Raw genomic sequence first — 17081 nt, 5'->3', positions numbered from 1 at the left:
CGTTCACCTCGCATAACGTGATAAATTCAGTAAAATGCCCAACGCAGTTAGCATCAACGTCAGAGAAGAACCTCCATAGCTGATTAAGGGCAATGTTATTCCTGTTACCGGCATTAATCCGATAACGACACCAATGTTAATGACAACCTGTACGGCAACCATTCCGACAATGCCTACCGCAAGCAAGCTACCGTAGGTGTCCGGTATGGTAATAGCGACACGCATTCCTCTCCACACAAGTACCAGAAAGAGTCCCAGCACCGTCATTCCACCGATAAAACCAAGCTCCTCCGCCAAAATAGAAAAGATAAAATCCGTCTGCGGCTCGGGAACATAACTGTATTTCTGCCGACTCATACCAAGTCCCAGACCCGCCAGTCCACCAGGTCCAATGGCATATAGCGATTGAATAATTTGATAGCCTGCACCAAGTGGATCAGACCAAGGGTCCAAAAAAGCCGTAATCCGCTGGAGTCGATAAGGTGCAGCTGCGACCAGTGCAGCAAACCCTGCTGCCCCCGACAAGGCCAGCAAGCCAAGATGCTTCATGCGCGCACCTGCCGTAAATACGATCAGCATGGATGCTCCCATCATCACTGTACCTGTGCCCAAATCGGGCTGCAGCATAATCAGACCGAAGGCCAGGCCCATAAGTCCAAGCGGGGGCAATAGGCCACGCGTAAAAGAGCTAATATCATAATCCGCACGACTGAGCCATTGGGCAAGATAAAGAATCATGCCCAGCTTCATAAACTCGGAAGGCTGAATACCGAAAGAACTGATACCCAGCCAGCTCCGTGCTCCGCCTCTAACTACACCAATACCGGGAATTAATACAGCAATCAGCAACGCAAGGCAGATCAATAGCACGACCTTGGCATATTTCTGCCAGATTCGATAGTCCGTTCGGGCAGTAAAATACATCGCTAAAAGGCCAAGCCCCGCAAAAAGCAGTTGCCGTTTTACAAAATAGTAGGAGTCCCCGTACTCGTGAAAAGCGAGGACGGCGCCCGCGCTGTATACCATAATCATGCCGATGGCTAACAAGCTTACAATACAGACGAAAAGCCATATATCCGGCGCCGGACGAGATTGCTTCATCAGGAGGCCACCCCTTGCATAAAAGTAGGGGCTTATCCAACCCCCCTACTTACAATTTATGCGCCGCCTCTTTAAAAATACGTCCACGCTCTTCATAGGATCGGAACATATCCCAGCTTGCGCAAGCGGGTGAGAGTAACACCACATCTCCCGGCTCAGCAAATTCTGCCGCCTTGTTCACAGCCTCCACGAGCGTAGCGGCGGCGTCCTCCCCATTATCGACGATCTCGACATGCTCTATTCCGGCCTGAAGGGCCCGATCTGCCAGCTTATGCCGTGTTTCCCCCAGAAGCACAACGGCCTTTACACGTTCCTGCAGGGACGGTACAAGCTCCGCATAATCTGAGCCGCGATCCAATCCTCCGGCAATCAGTATAATAGGTTGCTTAAAGGAAGATAAGGCCATCATGGTCGCTTTGGAATTGGTTGCTTTGGAATTATTATAATAGGCTGCTCCGGCGTGCTCTAAGACATATTCAAGCCGATGTTCTACACCGCGAAATGCACTTAAGGGTTCTGCCAGCTTCGCAGGCTCTGCACCTGCGGCAATGGCTATTGCGCAAGCAGCGAGAGCATTTTCCACGTTAAAACGGCCCGGCAGGCCAATCTCGGCTACACCTATAATGGGATGCACCACCCCAAGGCTATCGCGATATACGATGCTTCGTTCGATGTCATCCGTCACATCCGGTATGTATGGCGGGTCAGCAAACAACCCTTCCTGCAAGCGTTCCGTCATCGAGAAAGGAAGCAGCTTCGCCTTAATATAGGGCACAAGCTCCCGGCAGACTGGATCATCCCAGTTCACTACCGCTTTATCAGCGGACGTTTGATTTGCAAACAGACGTGCCTTGGATGCAACATAATCCTCCATGCTGCCATGGTAGTCCAGATGGGTCTCAGCTACATTGAGCAAACAAGCCACAGCGGGCTTAAAATCCTTTGTTCCTTTTAACTGAAAGCTGCTCAGCTCCACAACCATCCACTCATTCGTCTTGGCGTCCACAGCCGCCTCACATAACGGAGTGCCGATATTACCAGCCACGATCGGACTCATGCCAGAAGACTCCAACAGCTTGCCCACCCATGTGGTCGTGGTTGTCTTTCCATTGGAGCCGGTAATTCCGATGATCGGGGCTTTACATAGATGGTAGGCAACCTCAACCTCGGTCACAACCTCAATGCCGAGCTCGACAGCCTTCTGTACGGGCGGGGCGGTATAAGGGATGCCTGGATTTTTGACAACCAGCCTCACACCGGGATGAATTAGTCCCTCCGGGTGCCCTCCGCATAAAACGGAAATTCCCAAAGCCTCTAATTCAGAAGCTTCGGGACATTGTTCCCTATCTTTTTTATCATTGACTGTCAGCCTGGCTCCTGCCTGATGCAGCACCTTGGCAACCTGTACACCGCTTTTGGCCAGACCTATAATGACAACTTCCTGATCTCGGTATGCGTCTGGATGGTTCATTTGTCTACAACCCCTTGTTGAGATAAAGTCCGAGTCCTGCAAGCAGCAGTCCTACAGCCCAGAATGTAATAACTACGCGCCATTCGGACCAACCGGACAGCTCGAAATGATGATGAATTGGGCTCATTTTGAAAATGCGTTTGCCACGTGTTTTAAAGGAAGCTACCTGCAAAACCACGGACAGCATTTCAATCACGAATACGCCACCGATAATAATGAATAAAATTTCGCTTTTCGTAACGATAGCGATGGCACCAATGGCACCGCCGATGCCCAGCGAGCCCGTGTCACCCATAAATACCTTGGCAGGGTGTGCATTGTATACAAGAAAACCAAGCACAGCACCAATCATCGCCGCTGAGCATACAGCAGCCGGAAGTGAGGTCGCCTGAATCGCAACAATGGCATAAGCGGCGAAGGCAATCGCACTAGTACCGGACAGCAGCCCGTCCAGCCCATCTGTGAAATTGACAGCGTTGCTGATCGCCAGCATCATGATAATGATGAACGGATAGTAAAACCAGCCCCCCCAATCAAATGACCATGAGGTACCCGGAATGCCGATGGCAGTACTGTGATCATTGTTGAGCAAAAGCCAGCACATAATCCCGCCAAACAATAATTGCCCAAATAGCTTTTGGCGCGCCGTCAGACCCAGTGAGCGTTTGAATACAATTTTAATATAGTCATCCAAAAAGCCAATCAGCCCAAAACCGAGCGTAGCGACCAGCAGAACGTAAAAGTCCGTATTTTTGATAGCTGAAAACTTAAGAAAGGTCAGCGTAAAAGCCAGCAAAATCACGATACCGCCCATTGTAGGCGTACCTATCTTTTTGAGATGGCTTTGTGGCCCGTCATCCCGGACCTGCTGGCCGAATTTCATACGCCGCAGCAGCGGAATAAGCAATGGAGCGGCAATAACCGCCAGTATAAACGATACGACGATCGTCAGCAGTAATAATTGAATATCCATGGGAGTCTTCCTCTCGTCAACATCAGTTCTGTAGCGGACCGTTTTTCAGCGCATCCACAATTTCTTCCAATCGCATCCCTCTGGATGCCTTAACCAGCACAATATCATTAGCATGGAGATAAGTCAGCAAATGCCGGACCAGCTTTTCCTTATCCGTATAAGCGTGTACGTGTTCAATTGGCATTAACCCTGCAGCTCCCTGTGCAATAGACAGCCCCAGCTCACCGTAGGTAAACAATTCCTCTACGTCGTGCTTAGCTGCAAAAAGCCCAATTTCCTCATGGAATTGCTTTTCTTCTGGTCCCAGCTCCAACATATCACCAAGCACGGCAATTTTACGTCCGTCCGTTTTGTACACGGATAATGTCTGTAGTGCAGCCTTCATTGAAGCAGGACTGGCGTTATAGGCATCGTTTAGCACGGTAAGTCCGTCAGAGCAGTTCACAACCTCAATGCGCATGCCTGTCAGCTTCAAAGACGACAGCCCTTGGCGTATATGGTCTGCATCGACATTGAAATGACGTGCTACCGCCAGCGATGCCAACCCGTTCACAATATTGTGCTGTCCAAGCAAGGGAAGTCGGAAAGTCTCTTGGCCGGATTGGGCGGTTGTGAATAAACTGCCTTCCCCATCCAAAGTGATTTCTGTGGGATAATCATCATTGTCCTTTGATATCCCGAACGTAAACCGTTTTAACCTCTCAGGCTTGACCGTTGCAGGTTCCGCCAACACTTGTGGTAAAAGTGGTTCATCACCGTTATAAATCAGCAAGCCACCGGGCTTGAGGCCACTGGCGATTTCCAGCTTTGCACGTGCGATCTCCGCACGGGAACCGAGCTGGAGCAAGTGTGATTCGCCTATATTCGTAATGACTGCAACATCCGGCTTTGCAATATTAGCCAGCAGGCGGATCTCACCTCGTCCGCTCATGCCCATCTCAAGAATAAGAATATCTGTATCCTGCGGCATGGACAGTACCGTTAAAGGCAAACCGATATGATTGTTATAATTTCCTTCGGTTTTGTGTACTTTAAAAGTCGTGCCCAGCAGAGCCGTCACGATGTCTTTAGTCGTCGTCTTGCCGTTGCTTCCTGTGATTCCGACGACAGAAACGCCAGTCTCACGCAAATATGCAGCTGCTAGCTGCTGAAGGGCTTCTAAGGTATCCTCTACTTCAATGGCGTTCCCGTTCGGAGGCGCTCCGTGATCCTTTTGCCATAAAAAAGCAGCTGCACCTGCCTCGCTCATGATTTGCTGCACATAATTATGCCCGTCAAATCGCTCACCGGAAAGTGGAATGAACAGCCCATGGCTTTGCGGCTTGCGCGAATCTGTAAAAACGCCCTCAACCATCCGTTCAGCGTCCGCTTCTCTGTGAAGTGTTCCCCCACACATGGAGGCAATTTGACCGATTGTTCTTTTCATCACTTGGATAAACCCCTTATCGCTTCTTTGGCTACGATGCGGTCATCGAATTCATGCACCGTTTTTCCGATCAGCTGGTAGGTCTCGTGACCTTTTCCCGCAATCAATACTACATCGTCAGGGCTTGCCATTTCAATAGCTTTATGAATAGCAGCTCTACGATCTACGATCAGCTCGTATCGTTCTGCAGCTACTCCTTCGTCAATCAGCCCCTGCTCGATGTCTTTCAAAATAACTTCCGGGTCCTCTGTTCGGGGATTGTCGGAAGTAATAAACGAATGATCGCTGTATCGCGCAGCAATTTTCCCCATCAAAGGACGTTTGGTACGATCCCGGTCTCCGCCGCATCCAAATACACACCATATTTTACCGACCGCAAATTCCTTAACGGTACGAAGGACATTTTCCAATCCGTCCGGTGTATGAGCATAATCTACAATGACAGCAAATGGCTGTCCCGCATCTACAGGCTCTACCCGTCCGTCTACGCCTGCTATCGACTCCAGACTGTGCTTGATATCAGCGAGCGAAATCCCTTCCAGTAAAGCAGCCGTAATGGCGGCCAATGCGTTGTACACATTAAACTTGCCTACCATTCGAAGCTCAATATCCGTATCCCCTTTAAAAGTGGACACATGGAAGGAGGTACCCTTCGCACCGATCGTAATACGGGATGCCTGCACATCCGATTCCTTTTCCACGCCGTATGTAATGACTTGGGCCGCAGTTTGAGCCTGGAAGTAGGAAGAGGCCGGATCATCCGCGTTCAGAACAGCATATTTACTGTCCGACACATCCCGCGAGAAGACATTTCCTAATCTGGAAAACAAAAGTCCTTTGGCAGCACGGTACTCCTCCATCGTGTTGTGATAATCCAGGTGATCCTGCGTCAGGTTTGTAAATATCGCGGTACGAAAATCAGTTCCTTTGACGCGTCCCTGCTCCAACGCATGTGAGGATACCTCCATGACACAGCATTGAACACCTTGCTCTGCCATATTTCCGAGATAACGTTGTAGTTCTACTGCTTCGGGCGTAGTGCCTGACATAGGGTAAGACTGGCCACCGTAGCGCATTTGAATTGTGCCTATCAGTCCGGTGTTCACCCCGGCATCATTCATGATTTTTTCAATTAGATAAGTTATCGTGGTTTTGCCGTTAGTTCCGGTGATGCCGATCATGCGCAATCGGCGGCTCGGGGAATCAAACAAATAATCCGACAAAACCGCCATGGCATAACGGGCGTCCTTAACCACAAGCTGTGGAACAGGCACATCCAGCTCCCGTTCTACCACTAAGGCTGCCGCACCCGACGCAATGGCCTGCCCGGCATATTCATGTCCGTCCACTGTAAAACCGGGCAAGCACAGAAACAAGTCTCCCGGCTGTACCCGACGTGAATCCGCCCCGATTCCTCGGCAATCCACTGTACCGTCTCCCACAATGCGTGAGACGGCCAGCAGTGAAGCCAAATGTTGAAGCTCCATCTTTCATTCCTCCATTGCTCTCTCGTTATTCATAGTATGGTATAAAAAGAACCTATCAATCCCCCATATAAATACGGATCGTTGATCCCCGTTCCAATCTGGAGCCCGGCTTCGGTGCCTGACTGACAACCGTCTTACCCGACCCGGATTTTACGAGCATAAAGTTCATATTCATATCTTCGTACAAATCAGCCACGCTGGCACCTACCAGATCAGGTACTGTTTCAATCGGATTTTCTCCATACTTGTACTCTTTGGCAATTTGATTGGTGCGAGGTGGGATTTTCAAAGCAATCAGCGCATCCTTTAAAATTTTTTGCACAATTGGCGCAGCGACTACCCCGCCGAATTGAATGCCTTTCGGGTTATCAACAGCGGTGTAGACAACAATCTGCGGATCATCCGCGGGAGCAAAACCGATAAAAGATACAATATGCTCCGAGGAAGAATAACGTCCGTTAATTACCTTCTGCGCTGTACCTGTTTTACCACCCACCCGGTAACCCTCAATAAAAGCAGGACGACCTGTGCCTTTGGCAACGACGCTCTCCAGCGCTTCCCTCACTTGTCGGGATGTATCCTCTGAAACAACCCTTCGCACTAGCTCCGGCTCTACTTTTTCCAGCACCTTGCCTGTTCCCGGCTGAATCCAGCCTTTTGTAATGTGAGGTTTATAGAGATTGCCACCATTAATCGCAGCGGATACCGCCGTCACCTGCTGAATCGGAGTGACAGAAACCCCTTGACCAAAAGCGGTTGTCGCCAGCTCTACAGGCCCGACCTGGGGGAGTTTGAACAAAATGCCATTTCCCTCCCCAATCATATCGATGCCCGTTTTGCTGCCAAAGCCGAAATTGCGAATGTACTTGAACAGTGTTTCTTTACCTAAACGCTGCCCCAGCGTTACAAAACCGGGGTTGCAAGAATTTTCCACCACTTGAAGAAAGGTCTCGCTGCCATGACCTCCTTTTTTCCAACAGCGCAGGCGCGCCCCGCCGACTTCAATATATCCCGGATCAAAAAAACGATCATTTTTGAGATCCACTTTCTTTTCTTCCAACGCAGCGGCCAACGTTATAATTTTAAATGTAGAACCAGGTTCGTAGGTCATCCAGATCGGCAAATTCCGATTGTAAATTTCAGGCGCATATTGCTTGTATAGAGCTGGCTCATAGCTTGGTCGTCCAGCCATGCCCAATATCTCACCCGTCTTGGGATTCATAGCTATAGATAATGCCGAGTTGGCCTGAAATTTGACCATCGCTTGGTCAAGCTCCCGTTCCATAATGGACTGCACAGACTTATCAATGGTCAATTGTAAATTCAGACCATCCTTCGGTTCAATGTACTTTTCAGAGGAACCGGGCATCAGGCGTCCACCTGCATCGGATAAATACGCAATGCTTCCGTCAATGCCACGAAGCTTGCTGTTTTGCTGCTTCTCTACGCCTGTCAGCCCTTGATTATCAATCCCCGTAAATCCGAGAATATGAGCCGCTAGATCGCCATAAGGATAATATCGTTTGTTATCTTCAGTAACAACGATACCCGGCAGCTTCAAATCACGAATTTGCTGCGCTTTCTCCATCGTAATTTTCCGTCCGCCGGGCTGAAGTTTTTGGCTTGCAGTTCGTTTGGTAATCAGTTTGAGCACTTTATCCTCACTCATATTCAGCAAGGGCGCCAGCTTGCGTGCCGTTTCTTCCGGTTCCTTAATTTGTACGGGTATTGCCATGACTGTCGGCGAACTGACATTATAGGTCAGTGCCGTACCCTGCCGATCCAAAATTTCGCCACGCTTGGCGGCAAACGGAATATTGCGGCGCCACGACTCCTCAGCCTTGGCCGAGAGCTCGCCTCCTTTACCCAATTGAACATAGGCGAGCCGGATCGACAAGGCCGTGAATAGTACAAACAATCCCAGCAGCCCCCATACCAACCTGCGCCGCATGATCACGTTAGATTTTTTCAAACGTGCTCACCTCCATTCCTCCAAATACTCATGACATGTCTTACCTCATGAATATTCAAAAAAACGGACGTTAGAACAAGCTATCAATTATCCTTGCCTTTAATAGCGGCAGCACTTTTTTCATCTGCTATAGCAGAGATTCCTCCGCCGGGAGACCTGACGCTTGTGCCTGTATTCGCAGTAGTTTCGGTATCCGTTTTGGCTGCACTGCCTGACTGATTGGTAGCTACCCCGGTGGTAGAGTCCGGTGTGTCTTCGGGTTTTACTCCGGTTACGGTTTCCTTGGCCGGCTGTAGCGTTACACTGACGATCCGCTTGCCATTTACCATCTGTGCCTTTTGAGCGACAACGTAACCTTCACCACTCACCTGAACACCAACCTTCATAAGCGTCAAAACTTGAAGTGTGTCACGCAATGAAACACCTGTAAAGTCAGGAATGGTCATGTTGGCACTATCCTCGGTCAGCAAATAAATGCGCTGTCCCGGCTTCATTTTGACGCCTGCCTCAGGATACTGGCGAACAATTTTGGAGCCTTTGCCGACCGTTTCATAGGCAATCCCCTGTTTGAGCAATGCGTTTTGTGCATCCTTCTTCACCTGACCGGTTAATTGTGGTATCGTGGGCAAATCGACCGTTTTCACAGCAGATCCATCTGATTTATTCGCCTTGGTTCCTGTTTTGGGAACTCCCATATATTGCAGTGACTGGGACACGATTTTTTTAAATACAGGCGCCGCTGCCGTACCACCGCCTACCGATTTGTTAGGCTCATCCATGACGACCAATACAGCTATTTTGGGATCATTTACCGGTGCAAATCCAATAAAGGATACCACATCCTTCGAATGGTCGTAGACTTTGCCAACGACTTTCGTCGCTGTACCGGTCTTACCAGCCACACGATATCCGTCAATATAAGCAAGGCGTCCTGTACCAATTTCCTGGTCAGACACGACCTGCTCCAAATAGCTGCTTGTCTGGGCTGCCGATTCCTTCGAAATCACCTGGCGGACTTCCTTCGGTTGAATCTTCTGCACTTCGCCCGTATCTGGATTCACAATTTCCTTCACCAGATGAGGCTGCATTAGCTTCCCCCCATTAGCAATGGCCGAAATCGCAGCTACCTGCTGGATTGGTGTCACCTGAACACGTCCGTGTCCAAAGGAAGCCGTAGCGACTTCGGATTTGTATTGGGTGTGGAATGTAATAGCTCCCGCAGACTCACTCGGAAGATCAATACCCGTTTTCACACCAAATCCAAAGTTATTAATATATTTTTTGAGCTTTTCGCCACCCAGCTTATCCAGCCCCAGATGGACGAAACCGACGTTACTTGAACGCTTGACACCTTGGAGATAGGTTAACGTTCCCCAGTTACGACTCACGTCACGAATATCCCAGCCTCCGACCCTAACTATACCGGATTGGTAGGTTTCATTCGGATTAAATACCTTTTCCTGAACCGCAGCAGCCAAAGTTACAATCTTAAACGTAGAACCCGGCTCGTAAATAGACTGAGTAGCATTATTACGAAAAGATTCCAGTGATGCACTCCCATATGTATTGGGATTAAAATTAGGATAACTCGCCATACCGAGAACATCCATCGTTTCGGGATCTGCTGCTACAACAGTCATCGTTTTCGGATTGTAGGTTGCAATAGCTTCCTGCATGGCATTCTCTATATAATACTGAATTGTATCATCAATCGTCAGCTTTAAATTTTTTCCATTTTGTGCCGGCTCATAGATACTTTCCGATCCCTGAAGAGGAACACCCTTCAGATCGCGCTGATAAAGAAGCTTGCCAGCCGTGCCTGACAGCTCTTTATTATAATAAGCTTCCAGTCCCATGCCTGCTGTTCCGTCTTTTCGTTGATAGCCCAGGACATGAGAAGCCAGTTTATTTTCGGGATAATAGCGTTTGGACTCCTGAGCCGTGTCCACAGCCCCAACCACTCCATACTTATCCTTCAAATATTTTTTGAACGTATCCACCTGTGCCTTGACCTCAGGATCTGCCTTCCAGCCACCATTACGGATCTCGCGATTTACTAAGTAGTTCCCCTTGCTGTCCTTAGCCGAAAGATGTCTTCTCAACTCATCCTCAGGCGTTTTAAGTAATTGATGCAGCTTGGCTACAACCTCATTTTCCAAATCGTATTCCTGAATGATACTCGGATTGACCACTACCGTATAAGCAGGTGCATCCGTCGCCAGTACGTTTCCTTTACGATCCGTAATGGTTCCACGCTTCGGCAGAATCACCTGATCTTTTTCCACCTGCTCAACTACCTGTTTATGCCAATATTCCCCGCTTACGACCTGAATCCAAAATACCTTTAACAGCAGAACAAGAAAAAAGAGGGTAATACATCCCCCTATCAGCAGTGTGCGAAGCTTTATTCTCTTGACCATAGCTCAAACCTCTCTGCAAAAAATGTACATTAGAGCATAGCTTGATGCTATGCTCTTAACTATTTGGCAGCCTGCTTTTCCACACGAATGGGCTCTTTTGTTGGCTCGATATATCCCTGTTGCTTTGCAGTTGGAACAATCTGATTCTCAAGCTGCTCCTTTTGAATCTTCAATTGGGCGATATTGGTCTGTAATTTGGAGATGTCCTTGCTGGCCGTATTAATCGCATAATTAATTTGATAAATGTGAGCGTACCTGCCGATCAACATACCAGCAATGACAATGCACGCTACAAGTGTCAACAGATACAGCAGCTTTTCTCGAATTGGCAGCTCTCTGCGGCGCGTAACGACTTTGGTCGTCTCACGATACCGTTGTTGCTGAACCTGTTCCTGACGGGCTCTTTCTTTCACAGCCAAATTACCCCGTGTATAAGCCATGTCGCCTCTCCTTCTCCATTAAATTTACAATTTTTCGGCAACTCTCAGCTTAGCCGACCGGGACCGTGGATTAAGCTCCAATTCCTGCTCTGATGCCACAATCGGCTTACGATTCACCAGCTTTAGATCGCCTACCATTTTGTCGTCCAAAATAGGCAAATCAGACGGATAGATGCTTTTCGCCAAATACTCTTTGAAAATATGTTTGCATATCCGATCCTCCAAGGAATGAAACGTAATAACTGAAATTCTGCCCCCTGGAGCCAGACATTTTATTGCCTGATGCAAAGTATCTTCCAGTGCACGGAGCTCATCATTCACAGCAATCCGCAAAGCCTGAAAGCTGCGTTTAGCCGGATGTCCCCCGGTTCTGCGTGCCGCAGCCGGAATTCCTTCTTTGATAATATCGACAAGTTCCCCCGTTGTGTGAATAGGCTTGTTCATTCGACGTTCAATCATGATCTTCGCGATCCGCCGTGAGAACTTCTCTTCTCCGTATTGAAACAGGATACGCGCAATCTCCGCTTCCGGCCATTCATTGACAATTTCGTAAGCCGTAAGCGAGCTACTCTGATCCATCCGCATATCAAGCGGTGCATCATGGTTGTAGCTGAATCCCCGTTCCCCCTCATCGAACTGGGGCGAGGATACACCCAGATCGAACAAAATGCCTTGGACCTGCGGGACGCCGTCTTTTTCGGGCAATCCCAGCTCGGCCAGCTTGTCCTGCAGGTGGCGGAAGTTGGATTTCACTAATGAAATCTTTCCTTGATAGGCCGACAGCTTCTCACGCGCATTGTTCAATGCCCAATCGTCCTGATCAAAGGCGATGAGCCTTCCCTCAGGGCCGAGCTGTGACGCAATGACGGAACTGTGTCCTGCCCCTCCCAGCGTGCAGTCCACATAGATCCCGTCCTGCCTGATGTTCAGTGCCTGTGTTGCTTCTTCCTTGAGTACGGTAATGTGGTGAAACAAACGACTGACCTCCTAAATTACAATTCAAAGTTGAAATCAACCAATTTCTCAGCAATGTCGTTAAATGCTTCTTCTGATTGGCTGAAATATTGCTCCCAAGTGTGCTTGCTCCAAATCTCTACCCGGGTGGACACTCCCAATACGACGCATTCTTTAGTAAGCTTGGCGTATTCGCACAAATTCCCCGGTAAATTTACCCTGCCCTGTTTGTCCAATTCGCATTCAGTCGCTCCCGAGAAAAAAAATCGGGTAAACGCCCTTGCATCAGCTTTCATCAGAGGCAGTGCTTTCAGTTTTTTCTCCATGACAGCCCACTCATCCATGGGATACACGAAGAGGCATTGGTCCAGCCCGCGGGTAACCACGAACGAGGCACCGAGAAGTTCACGAAACTTGGCCGGAACTGTAAGCCGACCCTTCTCATCAATGCTATGTTGGAACTCCCCCATAAACATTGGTTTCGTCACCCCTTACCCCATTCTCCCACTTTGGCCCACTTTCCACCACCTAAGCATAATAGATTCGCTTTAAAAAATCAAAGACCTCTTTTTCATTACCAAAAAGTGAGAAACGACAGATCGAGACGATTGTGTCTGTTATTGTAGCCCTCTGTCACAAGATGCCAAAAAGCCCCTTACTCCATGAAGCCGAACCCCCGACAATATGCATCAGGTTTCGAAACAACATGAAATAAAGGGCTTAATCTCCAATCCAGATGTCAACCTATACAAGCATCTGGTTTAAAAGCTGAATACCTTACAGCCAGCATTGCGACTGGAAATGCTCCAGTTACGCGTTCCAGCTGTCCAGATAGATCTTTTGCTCTTCTGTTAAAGCATCAATCTTGATTCCCAGGCTATCGAGCTTGAAGCGGGCTACTTGTTCATCAATTTCATAAGGTACATTAATAACAGCTTTGCCCAGCTCGTTGTAACGATCATTCACATATTTCAAACCAAGCGCCTGAAGCGCAAATGTCGTATCCATAATCTCTGCAGGGTGACCATCCGCGGCAGCCAAATTCACGAGACGTCCCTCTGCCAGCAAATACATTTTACGTCCGTCTTTAAAGCGATACTCCTCAATGTTGCGACGGACCGTCCGAATGGACTCAGAGCGTTTGGCAAGCTCAGGCTTACTAACTTCCACATCAAAATGTCCTGCGTTGCACAGCACAGCCCCATCCTTCATAACATCAAAGTGCTCCCCGGTAATCACAGCTTTGTTTCCAGTTACTGTAATAAAGAAGTCACCCAGTTTAGCCGCTTCTACCATCGGCAATACATGGAAACCATCCATATGGGCCTCTACTGCTTTGATTGGATCAACTTCAGTTACAACAACATTGGCTCCTAAACCTTTTGCCCGCATTGCAACCCCTTTGCCACACCAGCCATAGCCTACTACAACTACTGTACTGCCTGCTACAACCAGGTTCGTTGTACGAATAATGCCGTCGAAAGCTGACTGTCCTGTACCGTAGCGGTTGTCGAACAAATATTTGCAGTATGCATCATTCACGGCCACCATTGGAAAGTGAAGCTGCCCTTCCTTTTCCAATGCCTTCAAACGAATAATCCCTGTTGTTGTCTCCTCTGCTCCCCCACGGATGGTAGAAATCAGATCAGGCCGTTCGGATTGCAACAGAGTGACAAGATCACCACCATCATCAATAATGAGATCCGGCTTCGTTTCCAGCGCCTTAATTTGCAAATTTTTGAACTCTTCCGGATCCGGATTATATTTAGCCAGTACCGTAATCCCATCTTCAACCAATGCCGCGCAAACATCATCTTGTGTGGACAATGGATTACTACCTGTAATTGTGACCTGCGCTCCACCTGCTTGTACTACTTTAGCCAAATAAGCTGTTTTAGCCTCCAGATGCAGACAGATAGTTACCTTCAGACCTGCAAAAGGCTGCTCCTGCTCGAACTGTTGACGTATACGGTTCAATACCGGCATATGGGCTTCCACCCAATCAATTTTGAGATGACCTTCAGGGGCCAGTTTAAGATCGTGAACAATGCTGTTTTGCAGAGAATGGGAAGTCATTACGTTGTTTCCTCCTTAATATGGGTTGAATCTGCTAATACGATAAAATCATGCGATGCATGAAAAATCAAATATAAATTACACGATGCGTACCCGCCAGATCCGTTGGTATGTTCATAATCATATCCATCAGACCAAGACCATGACGGTTAAGAAAATGATAAATCGTGTACACCCGCTCCTGCGGCTGACCAAATGGAAAAAGCGACCACTCGATACGATCCCACTGGCGAAGTGCCGTTTCATTTTGCCGAAGGAGCGCTTCCCGAACCTTTGTCTCCAGATAAGCAATCTGCGACAGAATCTTCTTGCTGTTAGTTTCTCCGATCGGAAGCAACCCTTTTTCAATCAAACCTGCCTGCTGTACAATCGGCTCATACAGACGGACAAAGGCTTCTTTCACCCCGGAAAACTGATCCTGCATTCCAAGCTGATCTTGGGCTGCAATCCATTGTTTTTTTCGTTCCTCAAGTCCGTCTCTAACCTCTCCAAAGCTTAATTCGTACTTAAGCATATACTTCTCTACACCTGGTTCTACCAGCGTAAAGGACATTCGGGGCAGCAGTATCGGCATCTGCATCTCCAGAACCTCGAAGGCGTCCCGGGTAATCGCCCAGTAGGCAATTTCTCCTAGACCTAGCACAGATGCAAGCACCGGAAACAATGAATCCTGCATGAGAGGACGGGTTAGTACGTTGTTGCTAAAACGTTCCGGGTGTGTGTCTATCTCCTCAAGCAGTTCTTCCTTTGTAAAGGCTATCATGCCGCGCCGATCCGTGAATAGTCCGCCTTGCTTGAAAAGCAGCAAACGTTCATCTTCATGGAGATAAAAAAGATTCGCGCCATCTTCGTGTACATCCGCTTGTAAATGATAGCCGTAATCCACGATTCGCGCAGCGGCCGTCCGGTAAGCCTGCTCCAGCTCATCATTGTGCTGAACCAATCGACGAAAAACGGATGCTTCCAGCTTGCGCAGCGAAGGATCCGCTGAATCCAGCAGCACTAATCCATAGTCGCCAAATAAAAGGCCCAGCAGCTTGGCAAAGGCCTCACTTAGTCCATATGAATCCGTCAAACCGTGCTCAATCATACGCAAAATATCAGCCTTGTGCTCTGAATCAGGCAAGCTTTGTTCTATGTCCGCCATTGCCTGCTTCCACTCTACAGCATCCACTTTAATGGCACTAACCGAAGAACGGCGTTCAGGCTGCTTTTTCAGCTTGATTTTGACTGCTTGTGGGTCATTCGCCAGTACGTATGTATGATTGACTTCGTCCCAGTCATGATCTTCACCAGCAATCCAAAAGACGGGAATTACCGGACGTCCAAGCCTCTCTTCTGCTTCCCTGGCCGCCTTAATGATCGTGACTGCTTTGTAAATGACCAGCATCGGACCTGTGAACAGTCCGCTCTGCTGTCCGCCGACTACGACTAAGGCGTCTGGACTTTCCAGACGATCCAATGAAGCCCGAACTGCCTCATACGAATTGTATTGCTCATTGTATATACGAAGACATGCTACGACTTCCTTACGGCTTAATCGCAGATGCTCCGTCTCATCCAGCCACTTCGCCCGTTGGGCATATGCATCGGCATGCAGAACATCGTACTCATACAAATCGCGTGCGCGCCCTGTACCCTGTGTATAATCTTCTGCCAAAGCCGACCCTCCGCGAAGCGTTTCAGGAATAATTCTCATAGGTCTGCCTCCTGTCTCCACCAAAACCTTACTGCTTGATTGTACCGAAAGCCCATCTCCGCGTCAAAGCTTCCTACAAAAAAAAACCGCCGAGCAACTCGGCGGTTCGTGTGTAAAGCAGGATCAGGCGTAAGGCTCAGCTACAAAATGTCCTTTGGACACTTCGATCAACGTGGCATTTTCCAGGTTATAAGCCCCCGTCGAACTGCCGGATGCATCATGAATTGGGCCAGCTTGATCGCCAGGCATGATAATCCGTTTTTTGTTGGCTTCGACTTCCGGATCAGGAAGTGGAATCGCCGACAAAAGCATTTTCGTATATGGATGGATCGGATTGGCATACAACTCAGCGCTTTCTGCAAGCTCAACCATTCTACCCATATACATTACTGCTACCCGATCACTGATGTGCTTGACCATCGACAGATCATGCGCAATAAACAGGTATGTCAAACCCAAACGTTCTTGAAGCTCTTTTAACAGGTTGACAACCTGAGCCTGAATGGACACGTCAAGAGCTGAAATCGGCTCATCACAAATAATGAATTTCGGATTAACCGCCAGCGCGCGAGCAATACCGATCCGTTGGCGTTGTCCACCAGAGAACTCATGCGGATAGCGGGTTGCATGGTCCGGGTTCAAACCCACCAGATCCAGCAACTCTTCAATCCGTTTTTTACGTTCTGCACGGCTACCTGCCATATGATGAATATCCAAAGCCTCACCGATGATATCAGAAACCGTAAAGCGCGGGTTCAATGATGCATATGGATCTTGGAAGATCATTTGCATATCGCGGCGCATGGCTTTCATTTTATTCGGTGATAATTTGTAAATATCTGTACCGTTAAAACGTACGCTACCTGCTGTAGGTTCATATAAGCGCAGAATGGTACGACCCGCTGTAGATTTACCACAGCCGGATTCACCTACCATACCAAGTGTTTCACCTTCGCGAATATAAAAATTCAGGTTGTCCACCGCTTTGAGCACACGGTTTTTGCCAACATTAAAATACTTTTTAAGACCTTCAACCTCAATTAAATTGTTGCTACTCACCAT

13 protein-coding genes are annotated in these 17081 nt (G+C 48.4%); all 13 read right to left on the bottom strand.

Annotated elements, in window-relative coordinates:
* Positions 1-3: 3 nt before the first annotated feature.
* The 13 genes from spoVE to LCF57_RS14470 all read right to left on the bottom strand — a co-directional run bounded on the left by spoVE (position 4) and on the right by LCF57_RS14470 (position 17081).
* Complete coding sequence (spoVE, locus tag LCF57_RS14530; protein WP_226001330.1) at positions 4-1101, bottom strand: stage V sporulation protein E; 1098 nt, start codon at positions 1099-1101, stop codon at positions 4-6.
* A gap of 49 nt (positions 1102-1150) precedes the next feature.
* The gene (murD, locus tag LCF57_RS14525; protein WP_226001329.1) at positions 1151-2572 is read right to left on the bottom strand and encodes a UDP-N-acetylmuramoyl-L-alanine--D-glutamate ligase; all 1422 of its coding nucleotides are present in this window, start codon (positions 2570-2572) and stop codon (positions 1151-1153) included.
* A 4-nt stretch (positions 2573-2576) separates the two neighbouring features.
* Complete coding sequence (mraY, locus tag LCF57_RS14520) at positions 2577-3545, bottom strand: phospho-N-acetylmuramoyl-pentapeptide-transferase (RefSeq protein ID WP_226001328.1); 969 nt, start codon at positions 3543-3545, stop codon at positions 2577-2579.
* 22 nt (positions 3546-3567) lie between these two features.
* On the bottom strand, positions 3568-4971 hold the full coding sequence (locus LCF57_RS14515) for a UDP-N-acetylmuramoyl-tripeptide--D-alanyl-D-alanine ligase (RefSeq protein ID WP_226001339.1): 1404 nt from the start codon (positions 4969-4971) through the stop codon (positions 3568-3570).
* Positions 4971-6458, bottom strand: coding sequence for a UDP-N-acetylmuramoyl-L-alanyl-D-glutamate--2,6-diaminopimelate ligase (locus LCF57_RS14510; RefSeq protein WP_226001327.1), 1488 nt, complete (start codon positions 6456-6458; stop codon positions 4971-4973). The genes LCF57_RS14515 and LCF57_RS14510 overlap by 1 nt, the downstream gene beginning before the upstream one ends.
* Before the next feature lie 55 nt (positions 6459-6513).
* Positions 6514-8430: a stage V sporulation protein D gene (locus LCF57_RS14505; protein ID WP_226001326.1), complete on the bottom strand. Its 1917-nt coding sequence runs from the start codon at positions 8428-8430 to the stop codon at positions 6514-6516.
* Positions 8431-8513: 83 nt separating this feature from the next.
* Entirely contained in the window at positions 8514-10850 is a 2337-nt protein-coding gene (locus LCF57_RS14500) for a penicillin-binding transpeptidase domain-containing protein (protein ID WP_226001325.1), read from the bottom strand.
* Between the two features lie 59 nt (positions 10851-10909).
* Positions 10910-11290: a hypothetical protein gene (locus tag LCF57_RS14495; protein ID WP_226001324.1), complete on the bottom strand. Its 381-nt coding sequence runs from the start codon at positions 11288-11290 to the stop codon at positions 10910-10912.
* A 24-nt stretch (positions 11291-11314) separates the two neighbouring features.
* Positions 11315-12265, bottom strand: coding sequence for a 16S rRNA (cytosine(1402)-N(4))-methyltransferase RsmH (gene rsmH, locus LCF57_RS14490; RefSeq protein ID WP_226001323.1), 951 nt, complete (start codon positions 12263-12265; stop codon positions 11315-11317).
* A 17-nt stretch (positions 12266-12282) separates the two neighbouring features.
* Complete coding sequence (gene mraZ, locus LCF57_RS14485; protein WP_007431201.1) at positions 12283-12720, bottom strand: division/cell wall cluster transcriptional repressor MraZ; 438 nt, start codon at positions 12718-12720, stop codon at positions 12283-12285.
* 334 nt (positions 12721-13054) lie between these two features.
* The gene (locus LCF57_RS14480; RefSeq protein WP_007431202.1) at positions 13055-14320 is read right to left on the bottom strand and encodes an adenosylhomocysteinase; all 1266 of its coding nucleotides are present in this window, start codon (positions 14318-14320) and stop codon (positions 13055-13057) included.
* Between the two features lie 67 nt (positions 14321-14387).
* The gene (gene bshC, locus LCF57_RS14475) at positions 14388-16019 is read right to left on the bottom strand and encodes a bacillithiol biosynthesis cysteine-adding enzyme BshC (RefSeq protein WP_226001322.1); all 1632 of its coding nucleotides are present in this window, start codon (positions 16017-16019) and stop codon (positions 14388-14390) included.
* 123 nt (positions 16020-16142) lie between these two features.
* Positions 16143-17081, bottom strand: a complete 939-nt coding sequence (locus LCF57_RS14470; protein WP_226001321.1) for an ABC transporter ATP-binding protein — start codon at positions 17079-17081, stop codon at positions 16143-16145.

This window comes from Paenibacillus sp. BJ-4 (assembly GCF_020404765.1).
In the GTDB taxonomy this organism is placed as follows: Bacteria; Bacillota; Bacilli; order Paenibacillales; family Paenibacillaceae; genus Paenibacillus.
This window is presented reverse-complemented; position numbering and strand designations above follow the sequence as displayed.